19 protein-coding genes, 1 tRNA gene and 2 pseudogenes are annotated in these 25166 nt (G+C 29.4%); 5 read left to right on the top strand and 17 right to left on the bottom strand.

The genetic code is table 11. From position 1 onward, the window contains the following. Nucleotides 1-22: 22 nt before the first annotated feature. Both ACREVX_RS01595 and ACREVX_RS01590 read right to left on the bottom strand, forming a co-directional pair. Entirely contained in the window at nt 23-3274 is a 3252-nt protein-coding gene (locus ACREVX_RS01595) for a DEAD/DEAH box helicase (RefSeq protein ID WP_431542328.1), read from the bottom strand. Nucleotides 3275-3393: 119 nt separating this feature from the next. After that, nucleotides 3394-6480: an insulinase family protein gene (locus tag ACREVX_RS01590; protein ID WP_431542327.1), complete on the bottom strand. Its 3087-nt coding sequence runs from the start codon at nt 6478-6480 to the stop codon at nt 3394-3396. A 428-nt stretch (nt 6481-6908) separates the two neighbouring features. On the opposite strand from ACREVX_RS01590, the gene ACREVX_RS01585 reads away from it, so the two are divergent. Beyond that, on the top strand, nt 6909-7241 hold the full coding sequence (locus ACREVX_RS01585; RefSeq protein ID WP_431542326.1) for a helix-turn-helix domain-containing protein: 333 nt from the start codon (nt 6909-6911) through the stop codon (nt 7239-7241). Between the two features lie 148 nt (nt 7242-7389). On the opposite strand, the gene ACREVX_RS01580 is transcribed toward ACREVX_RS01585, so the two are convergent. Then, entirely contained in the window at nt 7390-7782 is a 393-nt protein-coding gene (locus ACREVX_RS01580; RefSeq protein WP_431542325.1) for a hypothetical protein, read from the bottom strand. Nucleotides 7783-8080: 298 nt separating this feature from the next. On the opposite strand from ACREVX_RS01580, the gene ACREVX_RS01575 reads away from it, so the two are divergent. Together ACREVX_RS01575 and ACREVX_RS01570 are read left to right on the top strand one after the other, a co-directional pair. Then, nucleotides 8081-8659: an NUDIX hydrolase gene (locus ACREVX_RS01575; protein WP_431542323.1), complete on the top strand. Its 579-nt coding sequence runs from the start codon at nt 8081-8083 to the stop codon at nt 8657-8659. Between the two features lie 279 nt (nt 8660-8938). Beyond that, nucleotides 8939-10447 (top strand): alanine/glycine:cation symporter family protein, encoded by a 1509-nt coding sequence (locus ACREVX_RS01570; protein ID WP_431542322.1) that lies wholly within the window; start codon nt 8939-8941, stop codon nt 10445-10447. 128 nt (nt 10448-10575) lie between these two features. Here the strand turns inward: ACREVX_RS01570 and ACREVX_RS01565 are convergent. Continuing rightward, a tRNA-Lys gene (locus tag ACREVX_RS01565) sits at nt 10576-10652 on the bottom strand. Nucleotides 10653-10805: 153 nt separating this feature from the next. Then, nucleotides 10806-11366, bottom strand: coding sequence for a nitroreductase family protein (locus ACREVX_RS01560; protein WP_431542321.1), 561 nt, complete (start codon nt 11364-11366; stop codon nt 10806-10808). 215 nt (nt 11367-11581) lie between these two features. Here ACREVX_RS01560 and ACREVX_RS01555 point away from each other — a divergent pair, with 215 nt between their 5' ends. After that, nucleotides 11582-13207, top strand: a complete 1626-nt coding sequence (locus ACREVX_RS01555; RefSeq protein ID WP_431542320.1) for a methyltransferase — start codon at nt 11582-11584, stop codon at nt 13205-13207. A gap of 164 nt (nt 13208-13371) precedes the next feature. On the opposite strand, the gene ACREVX_RS01550 is transcribed toward ACREVX_RS01555, so the two are convergent. The 6 genes from ACREVX_RS01550 to lpdD all read right to left on the bottom strand — a co-directional run bounded on the left by ACREVX_RS01550 (nt 13372) and on the right by lpdD (nt 19342). Then, a complete protein-coding gene (locus ACREVX_RS01550; protein WP_431542319.1) occupies nt 13372-13998 on the bottom strand; it encodes a cyclase family protein in 627 nt (208 codons plus the stop codon). A gap of 1 nt (nt 13999) precedes the next feature. Then, nucleotides 14000-15514 (bottom strand): glucose-6-phosphate dehydrogenase, encoded by a 1515-nt coding sequence (gene zwf / locus ACREVX_RS01545; protein ID WP_431542317.1) that lies wholly within the window; start codon nt 15512-15514, stop codon nt 14000-14002. A 261-nt stretch (nt 15515-15775) separates the two neighbouring features. Next, nucleotides 15776-16780: an endolytic transglycosylase MltG gene (gene mltG, locus ACREVX_RS01540; RefSeq protein WP_431542316.1), complete on the bottom strand. Its 1005-nt coding sequence runs from the start codon at nt 16778-16780 to the stop codon at nt 15776-15778. 293 nt (nt 16781-17073) lie between these two features. After that, entirely contained in the window at nt 17074-17532 is a 459-nt protein-coding gene (locus tag ACREVX_RS01535; RefSeq protein ID WP_431542314.1) for a hypothetical protein, read from the bottom strand. 213 nt (nt 17533-17745) lie between these two features. After that, nucleotides 17746-19065 carry an HD domain-containing phosphohydrolase gene (locus ACREVX_RS01530; RefSeq protein ID WP_431542313.1) on the bottom strand — a complete coding sequence of 440 codons (1320 nt, stop codon included), beginning with the start codon at nt 19063-19065 and terminating at the stop codon, nt 17746-17748. Nucleotides 19066-19234: 169 nt separating this feature from the next. Beyond that, the gene (gene lpdD, locus ACREVX_RS01525; RefSeq protein ID WP_431542312.1) at nt 19235-19342 is read right to left on the bottom strand and encodes a prenylated flavin chaperone LpdD; all 108 of its coding nucleotides are present in this window, start codon (nt 19340-19342) and stop codon (nt 19235-19237) included. Nucleotides 19343-19557: 215 nt separating this feature from the next. Here lpdD and ACREVX_RS01520 point away from each other — a divergent pair, with 215 nt between their 5' ends. Further along, a complete protein-coding gene (locus tag ACREVX_RS01520) occupies nt 19558-20835 on the top strand; it encodes an FAD-dependent oxidoreductase (RefSeq protein ID WP_431542311.1) in 1278 nt (425 codons plus the stop codon). A 70-nt stretch (nt 20836-20905) separates the two neighbouring features. Here the strand turns inward: ACREVX_RS01520 and ACREVX_RS01515 are convergent, their stop codons facing one another. The 6 genes and pseudogenes from ACREVX_RS01515 to ACREVX_RS01490 form a co-directional block, all read right to left on the bottom strand. Beyond that, complete coding sequence (locus ACREVX_RS01515) at nt 20906-21940, bottom strand: phosphodiester glycosidase family protein (protein WP_431542310.1); 1035 nt, start codon at nt 21938-21940, stop codon at nt 20906-20908. Nucleotides 21941-22065: 125 nt separating this feature from the next. Beyond that, nucleotides 22066-22608, bottom strand: coding sequence for a phosphatase PAP2 family protein (locus ACREVX_RS01510; protein WP_431542308.1), 543 nt, complete (start codon nt 22606-22608; stop codon nt 22066-22068). 228 nt (nt 22609-22836) lie between these two features. Beyond that, nucleotides 22837-23349 carry a sensor histidine kinase gene (locus ACREVX_RS01505; protein WP_431542306.1) on the bottom strand — a complete coding sequence of 171 codons (513 nt, stop codon included), beginning with the start codon at nt 23347-23349 and terminating at the stop codon, nt 22837-22839. An 18-nt stretch (nt 23350-23367) separates the two neighbouring features. Continuing rightward, a pseudogene (locus ACREVX_RS01500) lies at nt 23368-23445 on the bottom strand (hypothetical protein); the annotation flags it as partial. Between the two features lie 268 nt (nt 23446-23713). After that, nucleotides 23714-24082: pseudogene (locus ACREVX_RS01495) on the bottom strand (response regulator transcription factor); the annotation flags it as partial. Between the two features lie 84 nt (nt 24083-24166). Further along, nucleotides 24167-25084, bottom strand: a complete 918-nt coding sequence (locus ACREVX_RS01490) for a S66 peptidase family protein (RefSeq protein WP_431542305.1) — start codon at nt 25082-25084, stop codon at nt 24167-24169. Nucleotides 25085-25166: the final 82 nt, after the last annotated feature.

Here is a 25166-nt window from a genome sequence, read left to right as displayed (position 1 = left end):
TTAATCATTTCTTACCTGAAAATTATTCCTTTATTTCAAATAATCCAAATATATCTTCCTCGCTCATTGATTTAAATCCTTCACCACCAGACATCTCATCTCCCATGAGTTCAGCTGCAAGCTTTTTCTTTTCTTTTTGAAGCGTAAGAATTTTCTCCTCAATAGTTCCCTTCGCTATAATTTTTATAACGCTCACAACATTTTTTTGTCCTATCCTATGAGCTCTATCTGTTGCCTGTTCTTCCACTGCTGGGTTCCACCAAGGATCAAAATGAATTACAACATCTGCTGAAGTTAAATTTAAGCCTGTACCTCCAGCCTTTAAACTTATTAAAAACACAGAATTTTGTCCTTCATTAAAATCTATCACCATATTCATTCTTTTTTGAGCAGGAACAGCTCCATCCAAATAACTAAAGGATATCTTCTCAACTTTAAATCTCTTTTGTATATTTTTAAGAACAGATGTAAACTGTGAAAAAACAATTAATCTATGTCCCTCTTCTATGCAATTATTTATATATTCAACTAGAGCCTCTATTTTTGCACTACCCCCACTATAATCATTCATTAGAACTGTAGGGTCTAAACATATTTGTCTAAGCTTTGTTATATAAGATAAAATTTCTATCTTGCTATTCTTAAACTCCTCATCACGTACCTTCTTTTTAATAAGCTCCATAGCATGATTTGCATATGTTTTATAAACTTTCTTTTGCTCCTCATTCAAAGTTACCAAAAGAGTTTTTTCTATTTTATCAGGTAGTTCCTTTAAAACATCTTTTTTGTATCTTCTTAAAATAAATGGTTTTATAAGTCTATTTAAATCCTCTATTACCTCAGGATTAGCCTTGATTTTTTTATGATATCTTACACTAAATCTTTTTTCATCATATAAATATCCTGGCATTATAAAATCAAATATTGACCATAAGTCCATAAGCGAATTTTCTATAGGTGTGCCCGACAATGCAAATTTTGTTTTAGCTACTATTTCTTTCACAGATATTGCATTTTGAGAATTTGGATTTTTAATATTTTGTGCTTCGTCTATTATACAATAATCAAACTCTAATCCCGTGTAACAATCTAGATCTCTCTTTACTAGGTTATATGTAGTTATAATTACATCATAGTTTTCTATGTTTTTAATTATTATATCTCGGGAATCCTTATGACCACATACAGCCGCAACATTTAAACCAGGTGCAAACTTTTCAAATTCAGAAATCCAGTTATATATTAAAGAAGTAGGTGCTACTATTAAAGTCTTACTTTCTTTAATTGATAATATAAAAGTAATAGCTTGCAATGTTTTACCCAGACCCATTTCATCGCCTAAAATACCCCCAAATCCTAAATAACTCAAAGTTTTAAACCAGTTATACCCAATTTTTTGGTACTTTCTTAATTTTCCATTTAGGTCTAATGGCACATCAAAGTTCAGCTTACCAATATTTTTAAGCTTGGTAGTTACTTCCTTTAATTCTTTTTTACCTTTTATATATCTCATTTTATTATCTTCTAAATAACTATCTAAAAAAACAGCTTTACTTTTGGATATTTCAATATGATTGTTATCAGTACCATTTGGACTAACCACATCTAGCAGCTTTAGAAATTTGTTAAGTTCTAATTCTTCTAAATCAAGATACTCCCCACTTTTCAACTTATAATATTTAAGGTTATTTCTAAATGCCCTTAGTATGTTTTTTGTTTCTAAGGGATTTATATCTCCTAATTTAAAATCCATTTCAAAATAATTATACTTTCCACTTTTTATATCTCCACTAATACTTTTGGTTCCTAAAGATTTTATACCTTTAAAGTTCTGGGAGTAATATACATCTCCTATTTCTTGAAGCCTTGTTATATCACTTTTAAAGAATTTAAATATATAGTCCTCTCCCTTTTGAAAATAAAACTTATTTTTTATTTCCTCAAAGCTCATTGATTTTAGAACACCGATAATCTGGGCTTCTTTTTTTGAATCCCTATATATAATCTTCTCTACGCAGTCTTCAAATATATTAAACTCATAAGTTCCATACTTAACCTTTAATGTTAAATTTATTACTTTACCCTCTTGGTCAAAATAAAAATTAAATTGACTCTTCGCCATTATTATTTTATCGTGGATAGACTTAGATAAAACAACGTTTGGTGATAAACCATTAAGATCTGGTATCAGCCGTCTTAATATTTTCTCTTCCTCAACAGCAGGCATTGTTACAACTTTTGCCTCATTAAAAACTTTAAGGTATGGACTTATTTTATAACAAAACTCATAATCTGGAATATATATACTACTTCCATACAAAAAAACATCATTTTTAAAGCCTAACGATACCGGCATTCCACTTGATGATTTAAGCACATAATTATCTTTTATAATTTTCAAATCGAAATCTAGTGGTGGGGCCTCATATAAAATCTCAGTATCCACAGGCCTGTAAAAAAAGCCTTCATTAAGATATACCCTATGTTTATTTATAACATCAAAAAATTCTCGAACGCTATATTTCGGAATATTTATAATTTTCCCTTCTATGTACTGACATTCACCTCTATTTAAGTTTCTTTGTGCATCACCCATTTTTTTTACCATTTCAATAAAACCAATAAGCCTTTTATCCTTTGTTGATAGCTTTTGATTCTCCATGTTAAAAGTGAAATTTTTGCTGTAATTTACAGGAAGTTTATTATAGTAAGCAAGTAAAAAGTGATTTATATCCTTTAGCACATATAAATTACTTGCACTCATGGAGCTTAAACCTATCTTAAACTCAGCTGTGATATTTCCAGTCCATTGATTTTTATTTATGTATACTTCTATTTTAGTTTCACTTTTATGTTTTTCATCACCTAAAAGCATAGATAATATATTTGTATCACAACGCTTTATACATGCCTTCACAATATCGTCTTCTCTTAAAAGAGGGTGGACGACAAGTTCCTCTAGAGCTTTATAAAAAGTTGCCACTAAATGTTTACAACAATAATTTTCTTTCTTAAATTCATTAGTTTCAAAATCAGCGCAACTGCACGAAGTAGAGAAAATACTTCTTAGGGCTGTATCAATCTCAATTTTCGTATGATATTCATTAAAAAGCTTCTCCGAAATCACATTGCCATCTACGCATATCAATTTATCTTCAGTTGTGATATCTAGTGAAGAAACCAAATCATTACTAAGGACCCTTTGCCCTTTAGAATTATTATTACCACCGGTTCCTTCATTAAATATTTGTAATAGCATATCTTCTTTTAACATATTTTCTCCCTAGTTCTTTAAATTTTATACTGTTTTAAGTATACCATAAATATAGAAAGAACATAAAACTAACGCTTTATGTTCTTCTAGAATTCTATTCCATTGAAGTTTCACAATTATTACTTTGTTTTCTTAATAGGTATTATTACCTTATCAAATAGCTGTTTATTTTCATTTACTTTAGTTTCACTACCAACAACACAAAACATATTCTGCTTTAAAACTCTTTCAAGTACAACAGCAAATTCTCTAATATCATTTTGCGTTGTAGCTAATACTTCATCACGGATTGTTTGAATATCTTGATGAGTGATTCCCGCAAAATACATGCTGTCAGCTAATAATCCTTTGTCATTTGGACTCATTAAGTGATCAATACTGCCTATTGTTCCTATTATATAGTTAGTCATTTCGGAATCAGTTGTTTTAAAGCACTTTAAGAATTTAACTGCCTCATCAAATGTATTTAAAGTTTCCTTTAAATTAGGGTCTCTGTAAGAGTAGAATATTAATTCATCCCTTGTGAATCTCATTGCTCCCCCATAAGCACCACCCTTGACTCTGAGTTCCTTCCATAAATAATCGCTATTTAATATATTTTCAAGTACCAACATGTGTCCATTATAGGTATACCCTGATTTTTTAAAAATCCCAGCCTTTACAACATACTGAACTTGAGACGGAATCACGAAGGCTTCATTTTTATCTGCGAAATCATATTTATATATTTGACTTGGAAATTTTTTATTATTAATCTTTTCAGAAAGTTTATTAAAAGAAATTGCGAAGTCTTGATAATTTTTTTCATCACCAGTGTAACTTACTACTAATCCCTCTTTGTTAAACACTAGATCATTTACATCACTTAGATTTTTTATGATATCATCGAACTTGTTATCAAAATTGTCATCCAAATCACAAATAAAATTATAGTAAGGTAAATAATTTAAATCCTTGTACTTACCAACATCTGATAAATAAGATAAGGTACGATTTACTGCAAGGGTATTGCCTCCATTTACAAGCATAACCTCATAATTTGACCTTAATGATTTAATCAAAACCTTCATACGTTTTTTATCATCAAATTTACTATGATTAATTACTTCGTCTATTAGCTCAAACGCCTTTGGTACTTTACTATTAATAGCATTTACTGAAACATCCATTTTCGGATAATACTCATGCTGCTTCGTCTCATCATTATCATTATTTTTAAATACGGTGGAATTAAAACTAATTCCACCAGTATACTTCATCATTTCATTTGACAACTCCATTACATTATATTTTTGCGTACCAACATTTCCTAAAACACTTGATAGCAATTTTAGATATAATAATTTGTTCTGAGGCACCTTTGAGCTATCAAAGTATAAATTAGAATATGCAATTCCATTAGTAAATATAGGATGACTTAATATTTTAGTTCCTCTCTCTAATTTTTCTACAGTTGGAAGTTCTTCCGATTTCAAGTTTAAATCATTTCGTTTAAGTGTTGGTACTTTAGATATATTTTCCTTAGTATCAGAGGTTATCTGCCATTTTTTTAATTCTTCTGACTCTTTTATAATTTTAGCAAGTTCAGGCTTCGATAGCGATTTTTTATACAATGCAAGTTTTGTTTTCACCTTTTCTTCTTTAATTTCATTTAATCCCTTAGAAGGTTTTAACACAACTAATGAATTATGTTTATTTTCAATCAAATATTTTTGCACTAATTTTTCAAAGTATTTATCTGATATTTTAGACTTTATAATGTTCAGTGTTGGCGTAACATCCAGATATTCTGTAGGATCTACATCATAATTCCAGGAATTTAAAGCTGATGACATGTAATTCATACCTCTGTTGGCATCGGAATTTTGAGTTTTCAAGCTTAATTCTATTGCTGTTACCACCGAGTTCACTAGTTCCTTATCAAAACCATCTTTTACTACTTGCTCAAGCGCACTATCCACTAACATTTTAAATTTATATTTTTCTGTCTCATTTGCATTCGTTGTTATTATACTGAAAGTAGGTTGTTTAGTTGATTGATTGAAACTTGCATAAACATTTGTACCAATTCCTCTCTCTATCAAAGCTTTTCTTAAAGGTGAAGATTTTGTATTTAAAAGAATTTCTTGTAAAATTTGAAAACCCAAAATATTTTCAACGTCTATTTCCTTATCTATTACATAATTAGATGATAAATAAGTCATGTTTGACGTATTTGCATCAGTAGACACTGGGTAAACCTCTGTTTTTTCAACATTTTCTTCATACTTTTTTTGTGATTCAATTTTGCTATCTACATTAGTTTTTTTTTGTTTACTTAGATAATTATCATCCATAAATTTCAATGTACTTTCAATATCTAATTTCCCATATAAATATATGGAGCTATTTGATGATGTGTAATATTTTTTATATGTTTCAATAAATCTATCATATGTTAAATCAGTAATATTTTCTGGATTTCCACCAGATTCATAACTATATGAATTATTATTAAAAAGTGATTCATTAATAGTATTTGACAATATTATTTCTGGTGAGGAACTAGTACCTTTCATTTCATTGTATACTATCCCATTGTAACTTAACTCTCCTGTTTTATTATTAATTTCATAATGCCAGCCTTCCTGTTTTAGTATTTTAGGGTCTTTAGACATATTTGGATAAAACACAGCATCCAAATATACACCCATTAAGTTTTTAAAATCTACATCATTTTTACTTGCTACTGGATACATTGTAAAATCAGCCCCTGTAAAAGCATTTAAAAATGTACTGAGTGATTGTTTAGTCATAATTAAAAATGGATCTTTTACAGGATACTTTGCTGAACCACATAAAACAGAATGTTCAATAATATGATTCACCCCAGTATTATCATGGACTGGTGTTCGAAAATTTATTGAGAAAACCTTGTTTTCGTCATCATTTTGAACGTAAATAAGTTTAGCTCCACTTTTAATATGTTTAAATATCATGGTAGTAGAATGTATATCTTCAATCCATTTTTTAGATTCTAACTTAAATCCTGATATATTTTCACCTATTTTTATGTTTCCCTTAAGACTTATCTGGGATTTATCATACATTGATAACGCTTGCTTATTTTTCACACCTTGTGCACCTAGTGCCACAACATTAGCTGAATTATTAAAAAATAATCCTACTACTAATAAGATGGTTGTTATTTTTGTAACCTTCTTCATCTGATTCCCCCTTAATTATCATTTTTTGATAATATTATTTTTTTATGCTACAAATAGTATGTTACAAATAGTATGTTTGATTTTTAATATTAAATGCATATGTATTTTTTTATTTAGTAATTAATAAATTTTCACCTAGATATATCTTTTAAAATAAAAAGAACACTACAATATTTTAAAATTTCAAATATTGTTAGTGTTCTTTATAATTTATTTTATTTATATTTATTAAATTTTAATAAGAATAGCATTACTTTTTTTTACACATATTAATATAGTTCAATATATATTATTTAAATAACTCTTTGTTCCCAAAATCATAACATTATGAGAATGTAATTTGTATGCAGTTAGCTTATTTATAAATTATTTTTTTTAATGTAAAATTAGAATATTATTTATAGTTTAGCTTATAGAGGGTGAATAATGTGCAGAATGAAATCAATTATGTGAAAATTGGAAATAGAATAAGGATTGAACGAGAAAAATTCGATATGACCCGTGAAAACTTGTCTGAAATTTTAAACATTTCCACCTATTTTTTAGGGCAAATTGAACGAGGAGAAAGAAAAATGAGCATTAATACCTTGATAAACCTTTCTGAATGTTTACATATTTCAATTGACTATTTGTTTTTTGGAGATGTAACTATTAATACTAATAATGATGTACTTCATTCTTTAATTGATAAATGTTCAGAAAAGGAAATAAAAGTTATTGAAGGACTTATAAAACTTATATTGCCACACCTTACAAGGTAAAAAGTATTAATAACATACGTTTAGCGACATCATTAAATAAAATGTGCTAACTATATTCATAAGTCATTAGCACATTTTATTTATATTCTTTCAAATATATTAAGATATGAACAATAGGTAATTGAACATAAGTTAATTTTTACTACTATTATATCCATTCTTTTAAAATACATTTTATCTTAATATTAAATAAAATTGTAGAGCATGTCCTACTTAATCTTAATTTCAACTCATACTCATATTTGTCAAATGTAGGTCCCATCTTTTGTTTAATTCTATTATGTAAAACATCATGACTATAATCCATATCTGCATAAGGAATATTATCTATGATGAGAAATTCTAATTCGCTACCCGCAACCCCTTTAATTTGAAAATTATTTGCCATCTTATTGAACATGAACCATTTCTTTATATTTTCATACTCTTTTAACATTTTTGCCATAGACATATTATATATGGCCTCTTCCAAGAACGGAACTTCATGCAAACAATTCACATTCATTGTATTTTCTTCTATATCTTCTACAAAATAAAACATTTTATACCCCTCCAAAAACTATACATATATTTTCAACCTAACAAGGTTATCAATTATAATATTATAACGTACTTTCATCCTGTTTTCTATTAATACATTAACCCATAAAATAAATATAATTACAATTTATTAATATTTTTCTATTTATTCATAACTATATCTTATTTTATTTATGAATTATGGGTAGCTTAAGTAATAGTATTATTGATTTAATTATAATGTTTTTTTTATTTGTCTTTATTCTTTTAGAGTGCTATTATTTATATATGTACATTATAAAAGGGGGACAGATGATATAATGAGTATAAAAAATATTACAACACTTTTTGATACAAAGTATCTAAAACTTTACAATGCTGAGTACTTAAATAAAAACGGTGAATGTAAAAATTGGTCCATTGCATCTAGAAAAGATTTAGATACCTTAAAAACAAATTATTTTCAAGGTATTGAGGACCAAATAGATGCAGTTATAATAGTAGCTACTCATATTGATGAAAATAAATTAGTTATTATAAAACAATTTAGGATTCCTCTAAATGATTATGTTTATGAAATACCAGCAGGGCTTATAGATGTTGGAGAAGATTTTGAAACTACAGTAGGGCGCGAATTAAAAGAAGAAACCGGTCTTGATTTGCTCAAAATTAATTATGATCAGACTAAATCTAAGGCATATATTTCAACTGGCATGACTGATGAATCCGCTGCTTTAGTATATTGTACTTGTAATGGAAATTTGTCTAGCGAGTTTTTAGAACCTGATGAAGATATTGAAGTTATGTTATTATCAAAGCAAGAAGCTAAGGTTTTAATTAAATCTAATGAAAAAATAGATATTAAAGCTTTTCTAGCACTCACAAATTTTATAGGTTAAAACGATTCGAGCAGAATATTAATTTATTCCGTTTGAATTTTTTTGTTTTTATAAGATTTTATTCTTATTTCTATTACCTTCATTATTGTTGTTTTAATTTATTATTTTTTATAACCTAATGCAATATAATGTATTATTTTTTATTTTTTGTTAAAATTCGATCTTTTCGGATATAATTATTGTTTATTTTCGCAGTTTTATTGTAATACCACCAAAACTGTGTTATAATTATATTTATGTTTTTACAGCATAAAGTATCATTAGAATTAGGAGGATTTTATGGAATTTATTATCAATAAAATAAGCGAACTCATATGGAGTAAAGCACTTATATATTTATGTCTAGGTTCAGGTATTTATTTCTCGTTTAGAACTCGTTTTCTTCAAATAAGACTCATTAAAGATATGGCAAAACACTTATTTAGTGGTAGTGAGTCCAAACATGGTGTATCCTCATTTCAGGCCTTTGCGTTGTCAGTAGCTGGTCGTGTTGGTACAGGCAATATAGCCGGCGTTGCTACCGCCATAGCAATGGGTGGCCCTGGTTCTATTTTCTGGATGTGGGCTATATCATTTCTTGGTGCAGGTTCTTCCTTTATAGAATGTACCCTTGGTCAAGTTTATAAAGAGGATATTGATGGAGAATATCGTGGAGGCCCAGCTTACTATATGGAAAAAGCTATGGGTAAAAAATGGTATGCAATTATATTTGCAGCTGTAACTGTAATCGGCATGGGACTTTTCGCTCCTGGAGTTCAATCAAATAGTATTGTAGCTAGCATGAACCAGGCCTTTGGTATTAAACCATTTATAACTGGAGCTGTAATAGTTGTTTTACTTGCTTTTATTGTATTTGGAGGTACAAAACGCCTTGGAAAAATTGCCGAAGTCGTAGTTCCGTTTATGGCACTTGCGTACATATTAGTTGCATTAACTGTATTAGCATTTAATATCACTGCTATTCCACATATGTTTGCTTTAATAATAAGAAGCGCTTTTGGTACTGAACAAGCCTTTGCTGGTATCTTAGGTACTTCAGTTGCATGGGGCGTTAAAAGAGGCATTTACTCAAATGAAGCCGGACAAGGAACAGGTCCACAATCTTCTGCTGCTGCCGAAGTATCCCATCCTGCTATACAAGGTTTGGTCCAAGCTTTTGCGGTTTATTTTGATACATTATTTGTATGTTCTGCAACTGCATTCATGATTTTGGCAACAGATAAATACAATGTTATAAATCCAGCAGGTGGATTTATAGTAGAAAATATTCCAAATGTAGCTATAGGTCCTGGTTATACTCAACTAGCAATTGGAACAGTCTTTGGAAAGTTTGGAGGTCCTTTTGTTGCCATAGCATTATTCTTTTTTGTAATTACAACTCTAATGGCATACTACTATATAGCTGAAACAAACCTTACATATTTGGTTAAAAATTCTAAATATAGCAAAGCCATTACTAATGTTCTACGATTGGCAATTCTTGCTTCTACTTTTTATGGTTCTATTAAAACAGCAAGAGCTGCTTGGGCACTTGGTGATATCGCTGTTGGTACCATGGCATGGCTTAATGTTATTGCCATATTGATTCTCGGAAACATTGGTCTTAAAGTTTTAAAGGACTATGAAGCTCAAAAGAAAATGGGAAGAAATTCGAAAACATTTATATTTGATCCTAGAAAATTAGGAATTAAAAATGCAGATGCATGGTATAAAATTAATGAAAGAAAAGTTAAAAGAGATAAGGACAATAAACAAGTTATAAGAAATTATACTATCCCCCCCCTTTAAATTATTACTTATAATACACATCAGATTTACATATAATACAACAATATATTATTATTGTTGTATTATATGTTATTAACAAGAGTTTAGTCCACAAAAAAAATCAAGATCATAAGATCTTGATTTTTTTATGGTGCTCCATCAGGGAATCGAACCCTGGACACCCTGATTAAGAGTCAGGTACTCTAACCAGCTGAGCTAATGAAGCATGTTCGACAACTATCTTAGTATATATTATTTTTTTGTATTTGTAAATACTTTTTTTATAATTCATTCAATTTCAATTAAATATTTATCTTTTTTAGGCAAAATCAGCAGAATTAATTTATCCTGCTGACTCCAATCTATACATATTACATTATTATTTAACATAGTTTACTGTATTTTCTTTTCTTGCTGGCGCATTAGTGATTTCTATTTTTTTGTATCCAAGGCAGAATGAATGTATTTGCTTAAATCCTTCTGGAATTTTAAGCTCTTTTAAAAATTCTGCTCCCTCCTCACTATTTAACAAGTATGCGATAAATCCAACCCAACAAGAACCAATTTCTAAAGATTCTGCAGCTAGTAACATGTTCTCTACAGCTGCGGCGCAATCAACTGGAGCTGACGGATTAGTAGCATCACCAGATACTATTACCACTGTTGGTGCATTATAAAACACATGAAATTTTTCATTATCAGAAAGTCTTCTAATATACTCATTTTCCGATTTTCTTGCTAATTCTTTAAATTCATCACTTAAACGATCTATAATATCTTTTCTTTGCACTACAGTAAAATGCCATGGCTGATTATTGTTAGCACTTGGTGCATAAATACCTGCATCTATTATATCTGTCAAATGTGCTGAATTGATTTGTTCTGGCAGAAATGCCCTTGTACTTCTTCTATTTGCTATATTTTTTAAAGTTTCATTCATAATTTTTCCTCCGTTTTGTAATATCGTTTTTATTTATATACCTCTAAGATATCATTATACTCTAATTCCACTTGCAATAAAGTAAAATCTATCTTTATAATTTTTTAGTTCTAATTTTACTCTTATTATTTTATTTATTAAGAGCATGTATTACACTAAAAAATAAATATATGATATAATTAAATTCACAAATTTAAACTTAAGAGGTGAAACAAATGATAGAAATAAATGATACGATATCTGCTTTCATAGAAAGTCTAAAAACTGCAGATGATAAACAAAGATCTGCTATAATAAATAAACTTTCCCTTGATTATAATAATGCTATTCCAATGTTATGGTCAAAAATAATAACTGAAGAAAACCCAAGAGCATTGCTTTCTGTTATACGCGATATTCTTAAAAAAGAAAAACCGAGAGGGATGTTTAAAAGAACTATTGGTAATTCAAAAGAAAAACTTAGTAATTTACTAAAACATTCAGACCCAAAGGTACGAAAAAATGTATGTAGTGTTATCGGCGAACTTGGAGATTCATCATATTTAGAGGCTTTATACGACGCTTATAATTCAGAAGAAAAATTATTTGTTAGATATTCTTATGTACTTGCAATAGGAAATTGTGGTAGTGCAAAAGACGGTGAAAAGCTAAAGAAAATGTTTGAGGACGTAGTGAATAATGAAAAAGCAAACGTCGGAAGCGATACTCATGTAACAACAAACAAACATATTAATGAAGAGAAACTTGCGCTCACAAGGGCAATTGATAAATTATCACCTACCATTCGTCATGAATTTAAGGGTTTTGAAGCCCCTGTGCCTATGCTACTCACGATTATGAATTATCAGTACCAGCTTACTTTAACTGAACTAGACGATAAATGGATAGACGGCAAACTTGTAGATGATGGCATACTTATATGTGAAAAAGATTTAAATAAAATCTACACCTTGCGCACCTTTTATGAGCTACTCTATCCACTAGAAGGCTGCATAGATTTAGAATTTGAATATAAACTAATAGCTTCCGAAATTATAAATGCAAATATTGTAGGTTTTTTAAACCAGTGTCATGTAAATGATTCTAATGATCCTTTTGGATATAGAATTGAATTTAAAACTATTGATTCAAGTAGAGAACGCTCAGAGTTTGTAAAGAACCTCTCTAGAGAAATAGATGAACTTTCTAATGGGAATCTAAGAAATAGCCCTTCTTCATATGAGGTTGAAATACGAATACTTGAAAGAGATAATCTCTGCACTGTTTATATTAAACTTTATTCTTTCAAAGATACTAGATTTGACTATCGAAAAAATGATTTGGCTACATCCATAAATCCTATAACTGGCGCTATTGTTATAAAATCTATAGAAAGATGGCTAAATGCTGATTCCAAAGTTATAGATCCATTTTGTGGCGCCGCAACAATGCTTATTGAAAGAGCTAAAATAGGAGAATCAAAATCATTAACAGGAGTTGACATTTATAGAGAGGCAATCTCTGCTGCAACAATAAATTCTAAATTAGCTAATGTGGACATAGAACTTATAGCCGATGACATATTAGAATTTATTCCTTATGGCCAGTTTGATGAGATGATAACAAATATGCCTTTTGATAATAAATCTACCACTCATAATAAATATGCTGATCTTTACAACGAATTTGTTAGTAAAATTTCTGATTTTGTAAGGCCAGGTGGAATGGCATTTATCTATACTATAGAAAAACAATTATTTAAAGACGTTTTAGCAGGTCATGATGAACTTGAATTACTTCAAGAAATAAAAATTGAAAGCGGAAGACTTACACCTCATATATTTGTGCTTCAAGTTAAATAAAACATCTTAAATGTCCAAAAATACTTTTTAAAAAAACAGATGCCCTAATTCTTAGGTGCATCTGTTTTTTTACTCGTATTATTTTATACATAAGTTCTGCTGGATCAAGATTAGGGATAGATGTGTACTTTTTTGGTATGTTGAAATTTACACCTCTTAAACGATTATACTAGATCTTTTATTAAAACTATCCTAGCCGGTGCACCATCAACTCCCTTAATTTTTAGTGGTAATGCACACATAAAATATTCGCCCGCTTCAATATCTTTTAACCTTACTCCTTCAATTATAGTTATACCATTTTTAAAAAGAGTTTTGTGAGTCTCGTGATTTGCCTGAGCACGCTCTATTCCAAAAGAATCTATTGCTACTCCGATTATTCCTTTTTCCACTAAATACTCTGCTCCACTTTTTTCAACATAAACAAACTCAGGTTCAAATTCATCTACATATGAATTTTTTGTTTTAAGTAATATGAATTCGCCTGGCATAATTTCTTTGCATATAAGATCTTCTTTTGTTATCTTATCTACTACTTCAGTTAACTCCAAAACCCTGCACTTTGTAATTAATTTATTTAAATCAACCGATTCAATTGTAGCTCCATTGTTATCTACGTGATATGGTGCATCAATATGTGTTCCTGTATGTAAATTCATATACATACTAGATTCATTAATGCTATCCCTCGGAATTCCCCTCTCAAGTTTAATTACAGGCCTTTTCTCCTCTTTATTCTTGTATACTCCCATTCCTTTTTCAATTGTCATTGATATATCATATATTATCATGTTAAACCTCCTCGCTGACTATAATGTTCCACCATTGCCTTCCATCCTTTTCAATTAGATCTATGGCCCCTTTAGGCCCGGCTGTTCCTGCCTCATAATTAGGATAGTTTAGTACATTGCCTTTAATTTCTTTTTCAATGCTTTCTATATATTTCCACGAATATTCAAGTTCATCCCATCTTGTAAATAAAGATGAGTTATTTTTGCTTGCTTCAAGTATTAACCTCTCATAAGCTTCTGGTGAATCATTGATATATTTACAACTTTGACAATAATCAAGTTCTACCTTTTCCATCCTAAATTCATTACCAGGCTTTTTAGCATTAATTTGAAAGAAAAAACCCTCTACTGGTTGAATTTTTAAAACTAAAAGATTAGGCCCAATTTCATCAAATTCCTTGTAATAATTAATTCCGGGAAGCTTTTTAAACTCAATAACTATCTCAGTACTTTTAGTGTTCATTCTTTTTCCAGCCCTTATATATATGGGAACCCCACCAAATCTAAAATTATCAATATAAGTTTTAAGTGCTATAAAAGTATCTGTATTTGAACTTGGGGACACATCTACCTCTTGCCTATATCCTAGCGTTTTCACATCATCAAGATTACCTTTGCCATATTGACCGCGGACCACATCCTCCTTAAAAGACTGCTTAGTAAAAGGTCTAAGAGACCGTAATACTTTTACTTTTTCATCTCTTATAGATTCAGGAGCAAAATCTACTGGTGGCTCCATAGCAATCATAGTTAACATTTGTAACAAATGATTCTGAAGCATATCCTTTAAAATACCAGCATTCTCATAATAACCGCCTCTACTCTCCACTCCTAAAAGTTCATTGGACGTAATTTGAATATTATCAATATAGTTTGCATTCCATAACGGTTCAAATAATGAATTGCCAAACCTGATTGCCAATATATTCTGAATCATTTCTTTTCCAAGATAGTGATCTATTCTAAATATATCATCTTCTGATATAAGTTTTGATATATTATGATTTAAAATTCTAGCGGTTTTTAAACTTGATCCAAATGGCTTTTCAACCATTATCCTCTGCCACCCAGTAGATTTTTTAATCATACCATTATTATTTAAATTTCTGATTATACCTTCAAAAAACTCCGGTGCAACCGCTAAATAGTATAATCTTTTCCCCCCAGTTAAATGATTAGAATCCATCTTTTCTAAAAATGAATCTAACTTCTTATACCCTTTATTATCTGAAGTAAAATCAAAGTTTTTATAAAAAATTCTTTTACTAAAATCATGCCATAATTTATTATTTAATGGAAACCTAGAGAATTGCTTTACAAACTCATACATTTCATCTCGATATAACTCATTCGTCTTTTCTCTTCTGCCTATAGACACAATCGTAAAATTATCAGGTAATCTTTTTTCGTGCATTAAACTAAAAATTGCTGGGATAAGTTTTCTTTTTGTTAAATCACCAGTACCTCCAAAAATCACAAATATACTAGAAAGATCTATATCTATATTTTTATCCATTCAACATTCTCCTTTATAATACTTTATAACAGCATACTTTTCATTATACTCATACTTTATTTTTTATTCATCGTGTTATTCAATAATATATAATATTCATGATAATTTTCCCATAAGAACAATATACCACAAACTAATAAAATACGTATACCTTATTTTGTAAGTACCTTTATTAAAAAGCATATATTTTCTAATTTGTAATTTCATTCTAAAAAAAGTCAACTTGTAAAAAACTCACAAGTTCACTTTTTTTATTATAGTTTATTTTATATATTTTTTTTCATTTTCTAACTGTTCCTTATAAGTCTTACTAAATATATGTTTATTCCCATTTGCCAAATAATACAAGTAATTATTTTTTTCAGGATAAAGTGCGGCTTCTATTGAAGCTTTCCCTGGCGAAGCTATTGGACCTGGTGGCAATCCCTTATATAAATATGTATTATATTTAGACTGAATCTTAAGAGTACTGAAATATACCTTTTCAATAGTCTTTTCTCCTTTTGTATGTGCATAAATAACTGCTGCATCAATCTGAAGTAGCATTCCTTTTTTAAGCCTATTATATATAACTCCTGAGATTCGACTTCTCTCACTATCATTTGCAGCTTCTCTTTCAATTAACGAAGCTATTGTTATAACTTCATTAACATCTAACCCTAATTCTTTAGTTCGCGCTTTATCTTTATCTGTAAAGACTGTTTTAAATCTATCCACCATTAAATTTATTATCGTCTCTTTCGAACTGCCTTCAAGTATGTAATAGGTATCAGGAAATAAGTATCCCTCCAAATCATAATAAATATCTTTTTTGCTGAGAAATAAATCGTTATTTTTTAAAACATCAAGTTTTTCATTTAATATGTCCTGTTTTTTTACAAGATTGTTTTTTTCAAGGATATCCCCAATTTGATATAATGTATACCCTTCAGGTATCGTTATAATAGTGAAATCTGATTTTCCATTTTTAATTTTTGTTATAATATCATCTAATTTTGTTTTAGGGTATATTATATAATTTCCTGCTTTTACATTTAACTTAAGACCCTTTTTACCTGCGTGATGTATAAAAGCCTCCTGGTTTTTTATTACATTTTTTTCTTGTAACATCTTTGCTACTTGTTCAATTGATTGATTTTTTTTTAATATAATATTTATATCGCTCACATTTATTGTCCTTATATGCTGATAATATAAATATACACCTCCTAAACTTAAACCGCATAAAATTATTACTATACTTACTAATAAAATTTTTTTTCGCACTTTATCAACTCCATTATTATCATACACTTCTTAAGAAAATGCATCGGAAAGTTCCACTTGCAAATCTTTAATTTTGATTCGAACTGTTCTACTAATTAATAATTATAACCTATTCATTTATATTTATTCGCTGACTTTGTCATTTTTTATATAAAATTGTAATTATTTAAATTTTAGCATATCTTTCTTTGCAAGACAATAATAATATCGTTATTTATTGTTTATTAAAAAAACATTGGCTTGTCATAATTAGACAAGCCAATGTTTTAGGATTAATCTTACATTTTAAATTATTATAAATTAATTACTCCTTTTAATCCGGGTTTATTTCCATCCGTAGGATTAAACTTTATTATATCTGGTAATTCCCAATTTCTTTTTCCTCTATTAAATTTCTTTGGTAATAAATATTTATGTGACCTTTCCCCCCTTTTTCGTGTATGCATTATCAATTCTTCAAACATATATTTTACCTCAGCCATATGACAATTATTTATTGTAATTTGTTTGAAATTAAGTTCATTTACAATTTTTAAAAATCTGTCTACTTCACTTTGAAAAACTTTAACAAAAAAAGCATTTTCCTTGTCAGCATCACAAATTAATATTGGATTTAATTGACTTTCACTAATAATAGCTTTCAACTTATCTACGCTTTTTTTGCTCCTCCCAATAAAATATCCATAATTAACATGATTAGGATCATTGTCCTCAGGGAAAATCACATTATATAACAATTCTTCTTGTTTCATTTTAATCCTCACCTTTCTAATAAATTATTAGATTAACAAAACTAAAATTCTCAAAGTTCTTTAGTTAAAATTGATATTAAAATAGATTCATTTCAAATTAGATTCAATACAATTATTATAGTCGCTAAGTGTAAAGTTTATGTTATCAAATTGTTTAGACCTAGTTAATTATTTAAAATTCCTCGTGGCACCAAAATAATATGATTTATTTTTCTAACTGTCAATAAAAAAGCTCATTGGATTATTGAAAAGTAACGTAAAAACATCTTCATTAACATATTCACTAAACTTTAAATCAATACTATGTTTGCACTTAAGTATTTTATCTATATTTTCTAAAAACAAATCTACAATTTCTCCTTCAAAATGTTTATTCCTTTCTGATTTTAATATTGCTAAACAAGTTTCAATTGGAAAAGCCTTTTTATATACTCTCTGCGTAGATAATGCGTCAAAAACATCTGCAATAGCTACAACTCTTGCTGTAAGTGGTATATCCTTTCCCTTAAGACCTGACGGATATCCACTACCATCCCATTTTTCATGGTGACTTTGTGCTAGTTCATAAGCCATTGTAATCACCTCTCTCTTTGACCCTTTAAGTATCCTTGCACCAATAGTTGTATGTGTTTTCATTATTTCAAACTCATGGGTTGTAAGTTTGCCTGGTTTTAAGAGAACTGAATCTGGAATCCCTATCTTTCCTATATCGTGCATTAAGGCTGCATAATTCATCAATTTATTTTTTTCCTGTGATGTCTCTACCTTTTCATATAAAATTGATGTGTATATACTCATTCGCGCCATGTGCACCGCTGAATCATCATCCCTATATTCTGCTGCATAACATAACCGCTTTATAATTTCATTTGTAAGCTCGCCATTTTCACTTAATGCATTTGAAAGCATATTATTTTTGTTGATCAATTGGGAACTCTTATCTTCTATCTCACTAAGTGTGCGATTTATAAAAAAGCTCATTTTTTTAGTTATAATATCTTGCTCTTTATTTTCCCGGTCAATCTTTTTTAACTCATAATCAATACCATATTTTTTTAGTTTATTTTGTATTACTATTAATGCTTCTGCTAATATATTTCCAGAAAAACTTAAAAACCCATTAAACTTTCTAAATTGATCCTCTATTGCAGACTGATTATAAAACACTTCCTTACTTATGAAAACGGCGGGATGTTTTTCGTCATTCACTATAATATTCCACTCTTCTATCATTAAATCATTTTCATTAAGTTCAATAAATATGGTGTTTTTGAAATATTTTACACAATCGAAATTAATATTTCTAGCAAATACATAAACTTTTTTACATATACTATCAAGAATTTTGTATCTTTCAACTTCTACCATAAAAAATTCAAATTTTTGAAATACCACAAAAATCTCCGAATTCAACTTAAATTCAATTACCATATCTTCAAGACCGTGACTTATACCGACCAGTGAAGATTTTGAATATATTTTTTTCTCAATATTTGATTCTTTAGATATAAGAATATCACTTAATTCAAGCATCTATTCACCAACTTTCTATTCATTTTAGGTTGTAGTAATAAACATCACTTAGTTTTGTATTTACTACTCTTCTTATACTAGTACTATCTCTATCTTACCAGAATAACAAACCTTTATAGTATAATATGCAATATTTTTTATATATTTACATTTAAATTTTTAAACTAATTTATTCGAAGTGACACTGATTATCTATTAATTCATGTACAATATCCATAATAATATCAATTTCTTCAACGGTTATATTATCAACATGAACGCCACAGGTAACTACCACATCTTCCCTTTGAAATAGCAAAATCTTTAGTGATGATTATATTATTAAATCATAATTTATACATAAAAACGTAATACTATCAACTTATTTGTTGAGAGTTTTTTTTAACAAAACTAATATCTGATCTAAATACAAGTAATAATACAATAACTATTACAATAGAATTAAAAGGAATCATAAATAATGTATTAGATATTTTAAAGGAGGACAATATTTTGAAAGTTATAATAATCGGTGGTGGATGGGCTGGTTGCACAGCAGCCATCACAGCAAAAAAAGCTGGTGCAGAAGTTGTTTTATATGAAAAAACAGACATGCTTTTAGGACTTGGTAATATAGGCGGTATAATGAGAAATAATGGTAGATACACTGCTGCAGAAGAGATAATAGCATTAGGTGCAGGTGACTTTATACAAATCACTGATGCTAATAGTAAACATAAAAATATTGATTTCCCAGGACATAAAAATGCCTGGCTTTATGATACAAACAAGATTGAACCAGCAATTGCAAGATATTTAAAAGTAATGGATATTGAAGTTAATATGATAACAAGAGTAGTAGATATTAAAAAAGAAGATGATAAGATAAAAGGTATTTATTTATCAGATAAGACATATGTTGAAGCTGACGTATTTATAGAGACTACAGGCTCAGCAGGTCCAATGAATAACTGCGTAAAATATGGAAATGGTTGCGCAATGTGTGTTTTAAGATGTCCGGCTTTTGGAGGAAGAGTAAGTATAAGCAATAAAGCTGGAATAGAAGACTTAAAAGGCGAACGAGAAGATGGTGTATATGGTGCCTTTAGTGGTTCTTGTAAACTAGCCAAAGGTTCTTTATCTGTTGATATTACAAAGGAGCTGGACGCTACGGGAGTAGTTGTAGTAAAAATTCCAGATGAAGATGTAAATTTGGATAAGCTCAAACTAAAGGTGTGTCAGCAATACGCCCTAAAAGAGTTTGCAGAAAACATAATCCTAATAGATACAGGTGATGTTAAACTTATGACGCCTTTTTATCCATTAGAAAAATTAAGAAAAATTAAAGGATTTGAAAACGCAAAATATGTAGACCCATATGCTGGAGGCATTGGAAATTCCATACGGTATTTATCTATAGCCCCAAGAACTAATAGTATGAAGGTTATAGGAATAGACAATTTGTTCTGCGCAGGAGAGAAATCAGGGCTATTTATAGGTCACACTGAAGCTATGATAACAGGGGCCTTAGCTGGTTATAATGCAGTAAAAAGTTATCTAGGAAAACCTCTTTTGATATTACCTCGGACGCTTGCCGTTGGCGACATAATAGCATCTGCAAATGAAACAATAAACTCTAAGAATGGAAGGAAAATCAGATTTACCTTTGCAGGAGCAACATATTTTAAAAGAATGAAAGAACTTGGACTTTATACTTTGGATATAGATGAAATTAAGAAGAAAGTAGATAGATTAAACTTAACTAATATATTTAATGAAAAATTAATATAAATAAATAAATAAATGAAAAGGTCGACATCAAGTCCAGTCCTTTTCATTTTTATTTTCATAGAAATTGTTGTTAACTTTGTTTATTTTCTAACCTTTTTTCTATATATAAAATTGAAGCAATTGATCTCTCCCCCAAGCTGCCACACGGATTGTTTATGATTTCATCATTATAAAACATAGTAGAAGAAGATCCGCCATCTAAATTAGTAGCGTTATAAGCACCATGATCATAAAGCACATCTTGCGCCTCCTTTAAAGTAGCACCTATGCTATTTAGTTTTCTACCATCAATGACCAATAGTAATAGTGCTCCATCCTCCCTTTGGCCAATACAAGTTCTTGGTGCTATTCCCCATCCCCCATCGCCTTTAGTTATAGCCTTACGTCCATTAACTATCATAGCTGGTCCAAAAGACACGGCTTCCATTACTCCAAAATCCTGTATTTCTTTAATTGAATATAAACCAACTAATAACTTTCCTGATTTAGTTAATGCTACAGTTTCCCTTGTTTGATTTTCATTTTTTATACCATCAAAAATAATTTTTCCATTAGACATTATGATTCCAACTGGGTTTGAACCTGTACCTGTCCACTTTGATCCAGCAAGGTTATCTGTAAAACCTCCACCATTAATTGCCGCAATAGCATTATTGTCTCTCGCCATATCACTGGTTAATTGTCCTTCCATGCCTAGCATATTGCTATAACCTACTTTTAGTCTAGTTGGGTCTTTAATAACTAACAAGTGTCCCTTAAATTTCCTCCCTGTAATCTCATATCTTTCAATACCATCATCATTCTTATTTTCTACATTTACGCCAGAATCTACTCCATTTAAATTATCTTGAGCTATAACATCCACAGTTTGTTCACTCATAATTTGTTCTATTTTTTCATCTGATAAAAATGATGTTGCGAGCCACTGTAATGTGAAAGTAGTCATAGCTGCTCCTACAACGGTAGTCTTTACATTTTTAAACGGACCATAATATAGTATAAATGGTCCTGTAACAGCAGTGAACATTAACTCAAAAATTATGAATAATAAAATAATTCTACTCTTTTTTCTTATCATTTTCGTATTTTTTTTTATATTTGTCATTATTCCCATCCTTTTGCTTATTGGGTGGTATACTGCAATAATCACATTATAAAATATATAATGTTTTGCCTTGCAAATTTTATCCCATAAGATTTTCTCACTTTGTATTATAATTTTATTTTATATTATATACTTATTTTATGGTTTGTTTTATCAAATAAGTGAATTATTATTGCACTACATAAAAGCCCTAAAACAATCCCCGCCAAAATGTCTGTAGGATAATGTACATATAAATATAATCTTGAAAATCCGATTAAAGATGCTAACCCTAAAAACGCAACTGCATAACGTTTAAAATATCTTACAAGTACTCCTGCCACCGCGAATGATGAAGTAGTGTGCCCTGATGGAAATGAATAAGATAAAGGTTTTGAAATTAGAAGGTCCATTGCAGATATATTTTCTGATGGCCTAATACGCCTAACTACATTTTTCAATATCTCTTCTCCTAAAATTGTACTTAATACTAAAGCTCCTAAAGCCATAAATCCAATTTTTCTATATTTTTTATTTATCAAAAGCATAACTATTATTATAATCCATATGACTCCTCCATTACCTAAGTATGTTGATATCACCATGCTTTTATCCATAATAGTCCCATGCATGTTATCTTTTATATACAATAGTATTGAGCTATCAAATCTCTGCATTAACGATATCATTTTCATCATTCCCCTTTTTCATCTCTAGATGCCTCTATAAACGCCCCAATATTGTATATTATATATAATCAAAATTAAAATAAGATTAAAAATGTCTTAGATCTAACTTAATAATAGATAAAAAAGTATATATTGCTGCTAATGCACTGACTTCGCTAAGAACTACTAATTCAAATGCATTATCCGTAATATATACTTTTTTTACACAAACTGTTTCCTCGATAATATCTAAATATTCAACATAATGGTTATCTTTGTTCCTATACCTTCCGTGCTTTCTACATTAATACTTGCTTTATGTAAATCCACAATCAATTTAGCAATTGATAATCCAAGTCCCATGCCACCTTTTTCTTTAGATCTAGATTTATCAACAGTATAAAATCTTTCAAATATGTTTTGGATATCTTCTTTTGGTATTCCTATTCCACTATCACTAACACTTATTTTTACCTTTTTATTTTGAACCTCTGAACTTATATCAATTTCTCCTTGTATGGGCGTAAATTTTATACTATTATCAATTAATATCCTATTCATCTGCTTTATCATTTTATAATCTGCAAATATACTAACAATATCATTTTTAGAACAAGATATTAGATGGGTATTATCTATAAGTATGCTTTCTCCAAACACTTCGCTAATAAGCTCATTAAGCAAAAATTGTTTTTTCTCTATTCTTTGGTTTACGCTATTACCCTTTGCAATAAATAATAATTTTTCAACTAAACTTGCCATATTACTACTTTCTAATTTAATAGCATGGATAGACTTTTCTAAGGCTTCTCTGTCATCTTTCCCCCATCTATCTATAAGATTTGCATATCCCTGAATAACAGCAATAGGTGTTCTAAGCTCATGTGATGCATCAGATACAAACTGAGTTTGCCTATCAAAAGCTTCCTGAAGTCTATAATTGAAAATATACTACCTATAAAATCAGCTATTATCATTAAAACAAATAAAATTTTCATAAAATCATATTCGTTATCCATGTTTTTAACTACCTGAATATATATGGTCCCGTATGCTTTAGTGCCAATTTTTAAATTTTTATATACTAAATGTTTATCATTCTCTTTAGAATCTATTATCTTATCAAAAGGAATTTATTTCTTTGATACACCCTAATTCTTGCCAATAGTTCTTCTATTGCAAATGGTTTTGTAAGGTAATCATTCGCACCTACATCTAGACCTAGAACCTTATCAGATATATCACTTTTTGCAGTAAGCATAACAATAGGTACTTGGGATGATTTCCTTATTTCTTTGCAAACCTCAACTCCATTAAGTCCTGGTATCATAACATCGAGAAGTATTAAATCATAATCATTTCTATCTGATATTTTTAAAGCTTCACGCCCATCATACGCCACATCTACTTTATATCCTTCATGATCTAATTCCATCTCAACAAATGTTGACATAAGTTTTTCATCTTCAACTAAAAGAATTTTAAAATCATTAATAATATCACCTTCCTCTTATAGAAATATAGTGAGCAATTAGCCCACCATATAATACTAATATATGCTATTTTCTTATATTTTAAATCATTCTACTACTGCTTCCATTACATTAATGCTTCCACTTTCTGCATCCATTTTTACCTTTGCTCCAATTGGAAGAGTGAGTTTTGGATAATCGTGTCCTGAACAAAACCCTGAAAACATAGGAATGTTTAAATTGTATAATCTATCGTGAAAAACTTCTTCGAGTGTTAGGCTTCTTTCATAATGAGGTAAATCACAATTTTTAAATTGTCCTAATATAATGCCACTGCATTGCTTAAGTTTTTTAGCTAATAGAAGTTGTGTTAGCATTCTATCAATTTTATAAGGCGCCTCACCAACCTCTTCTATAAATAGTATTTTACCCCTAGTATCCATTTCATAAGGAGTCCCAAGCGAGCTACATATTAAACTAAGATTGCCACCTACAAGGTTACCCAGGGCTATTCCTCCAGTAATACAATTAGTTTCAAATGCTGACGAATTTTTAATAATATATGGATTATACCCCTCCGTAAATGTGTACATAAAACTTTTAAATGTTTCAATGTCTTCTAAATTAGAAGTTCCCATTGGGCTATGGAATGTAATAAGTCCGCATTTTTCATAAAATAAATTTAGAAAAACTGTTATATCACTAAATCCTGCAAATATCTTTGGATTCTTTTTAATTATATCAAAATCTAGATATGGGATTAGTCTGCTTGAGCCATAACCACCTCTTATGCAGAGTATCATATCAACTTCGTCATTTTTAAACATTTCCATAATATCACTTGCTCTGTCTTTATCCTTGCCTGCGAGATATCCCCACTTATCATATAAGTGTTTTCCCTCTACTATATTAAACCCTTGATTTTTTAAAAATATTATAGCATTTTTTATTGCTTCTACATTTTCTGGACTGGCAGGCGAAATAAGCCCAATAGTGTCCCCTATACGTAATCTTCTCCCAAGCATTATTAACACTTCCTTGAATTGATTTGAAATAATATATATTTATTACATTTAATTGAAATCTATTATAATCTCCTCCAATTAT

It is taken from the genome of Clostridium sp. (assembly GCF_050717545.1).
Taxonomy (GTDB): Bacteria; Bacillota; Clostridia; order Clostridiales; family Clostridiaceae; genus Clostridium_AD.
The sequence above is the reverse complement of the archived record's forward strand: the minus strand, read 5'-3'. Positions and strand labels throughout refer to the sequence as shown.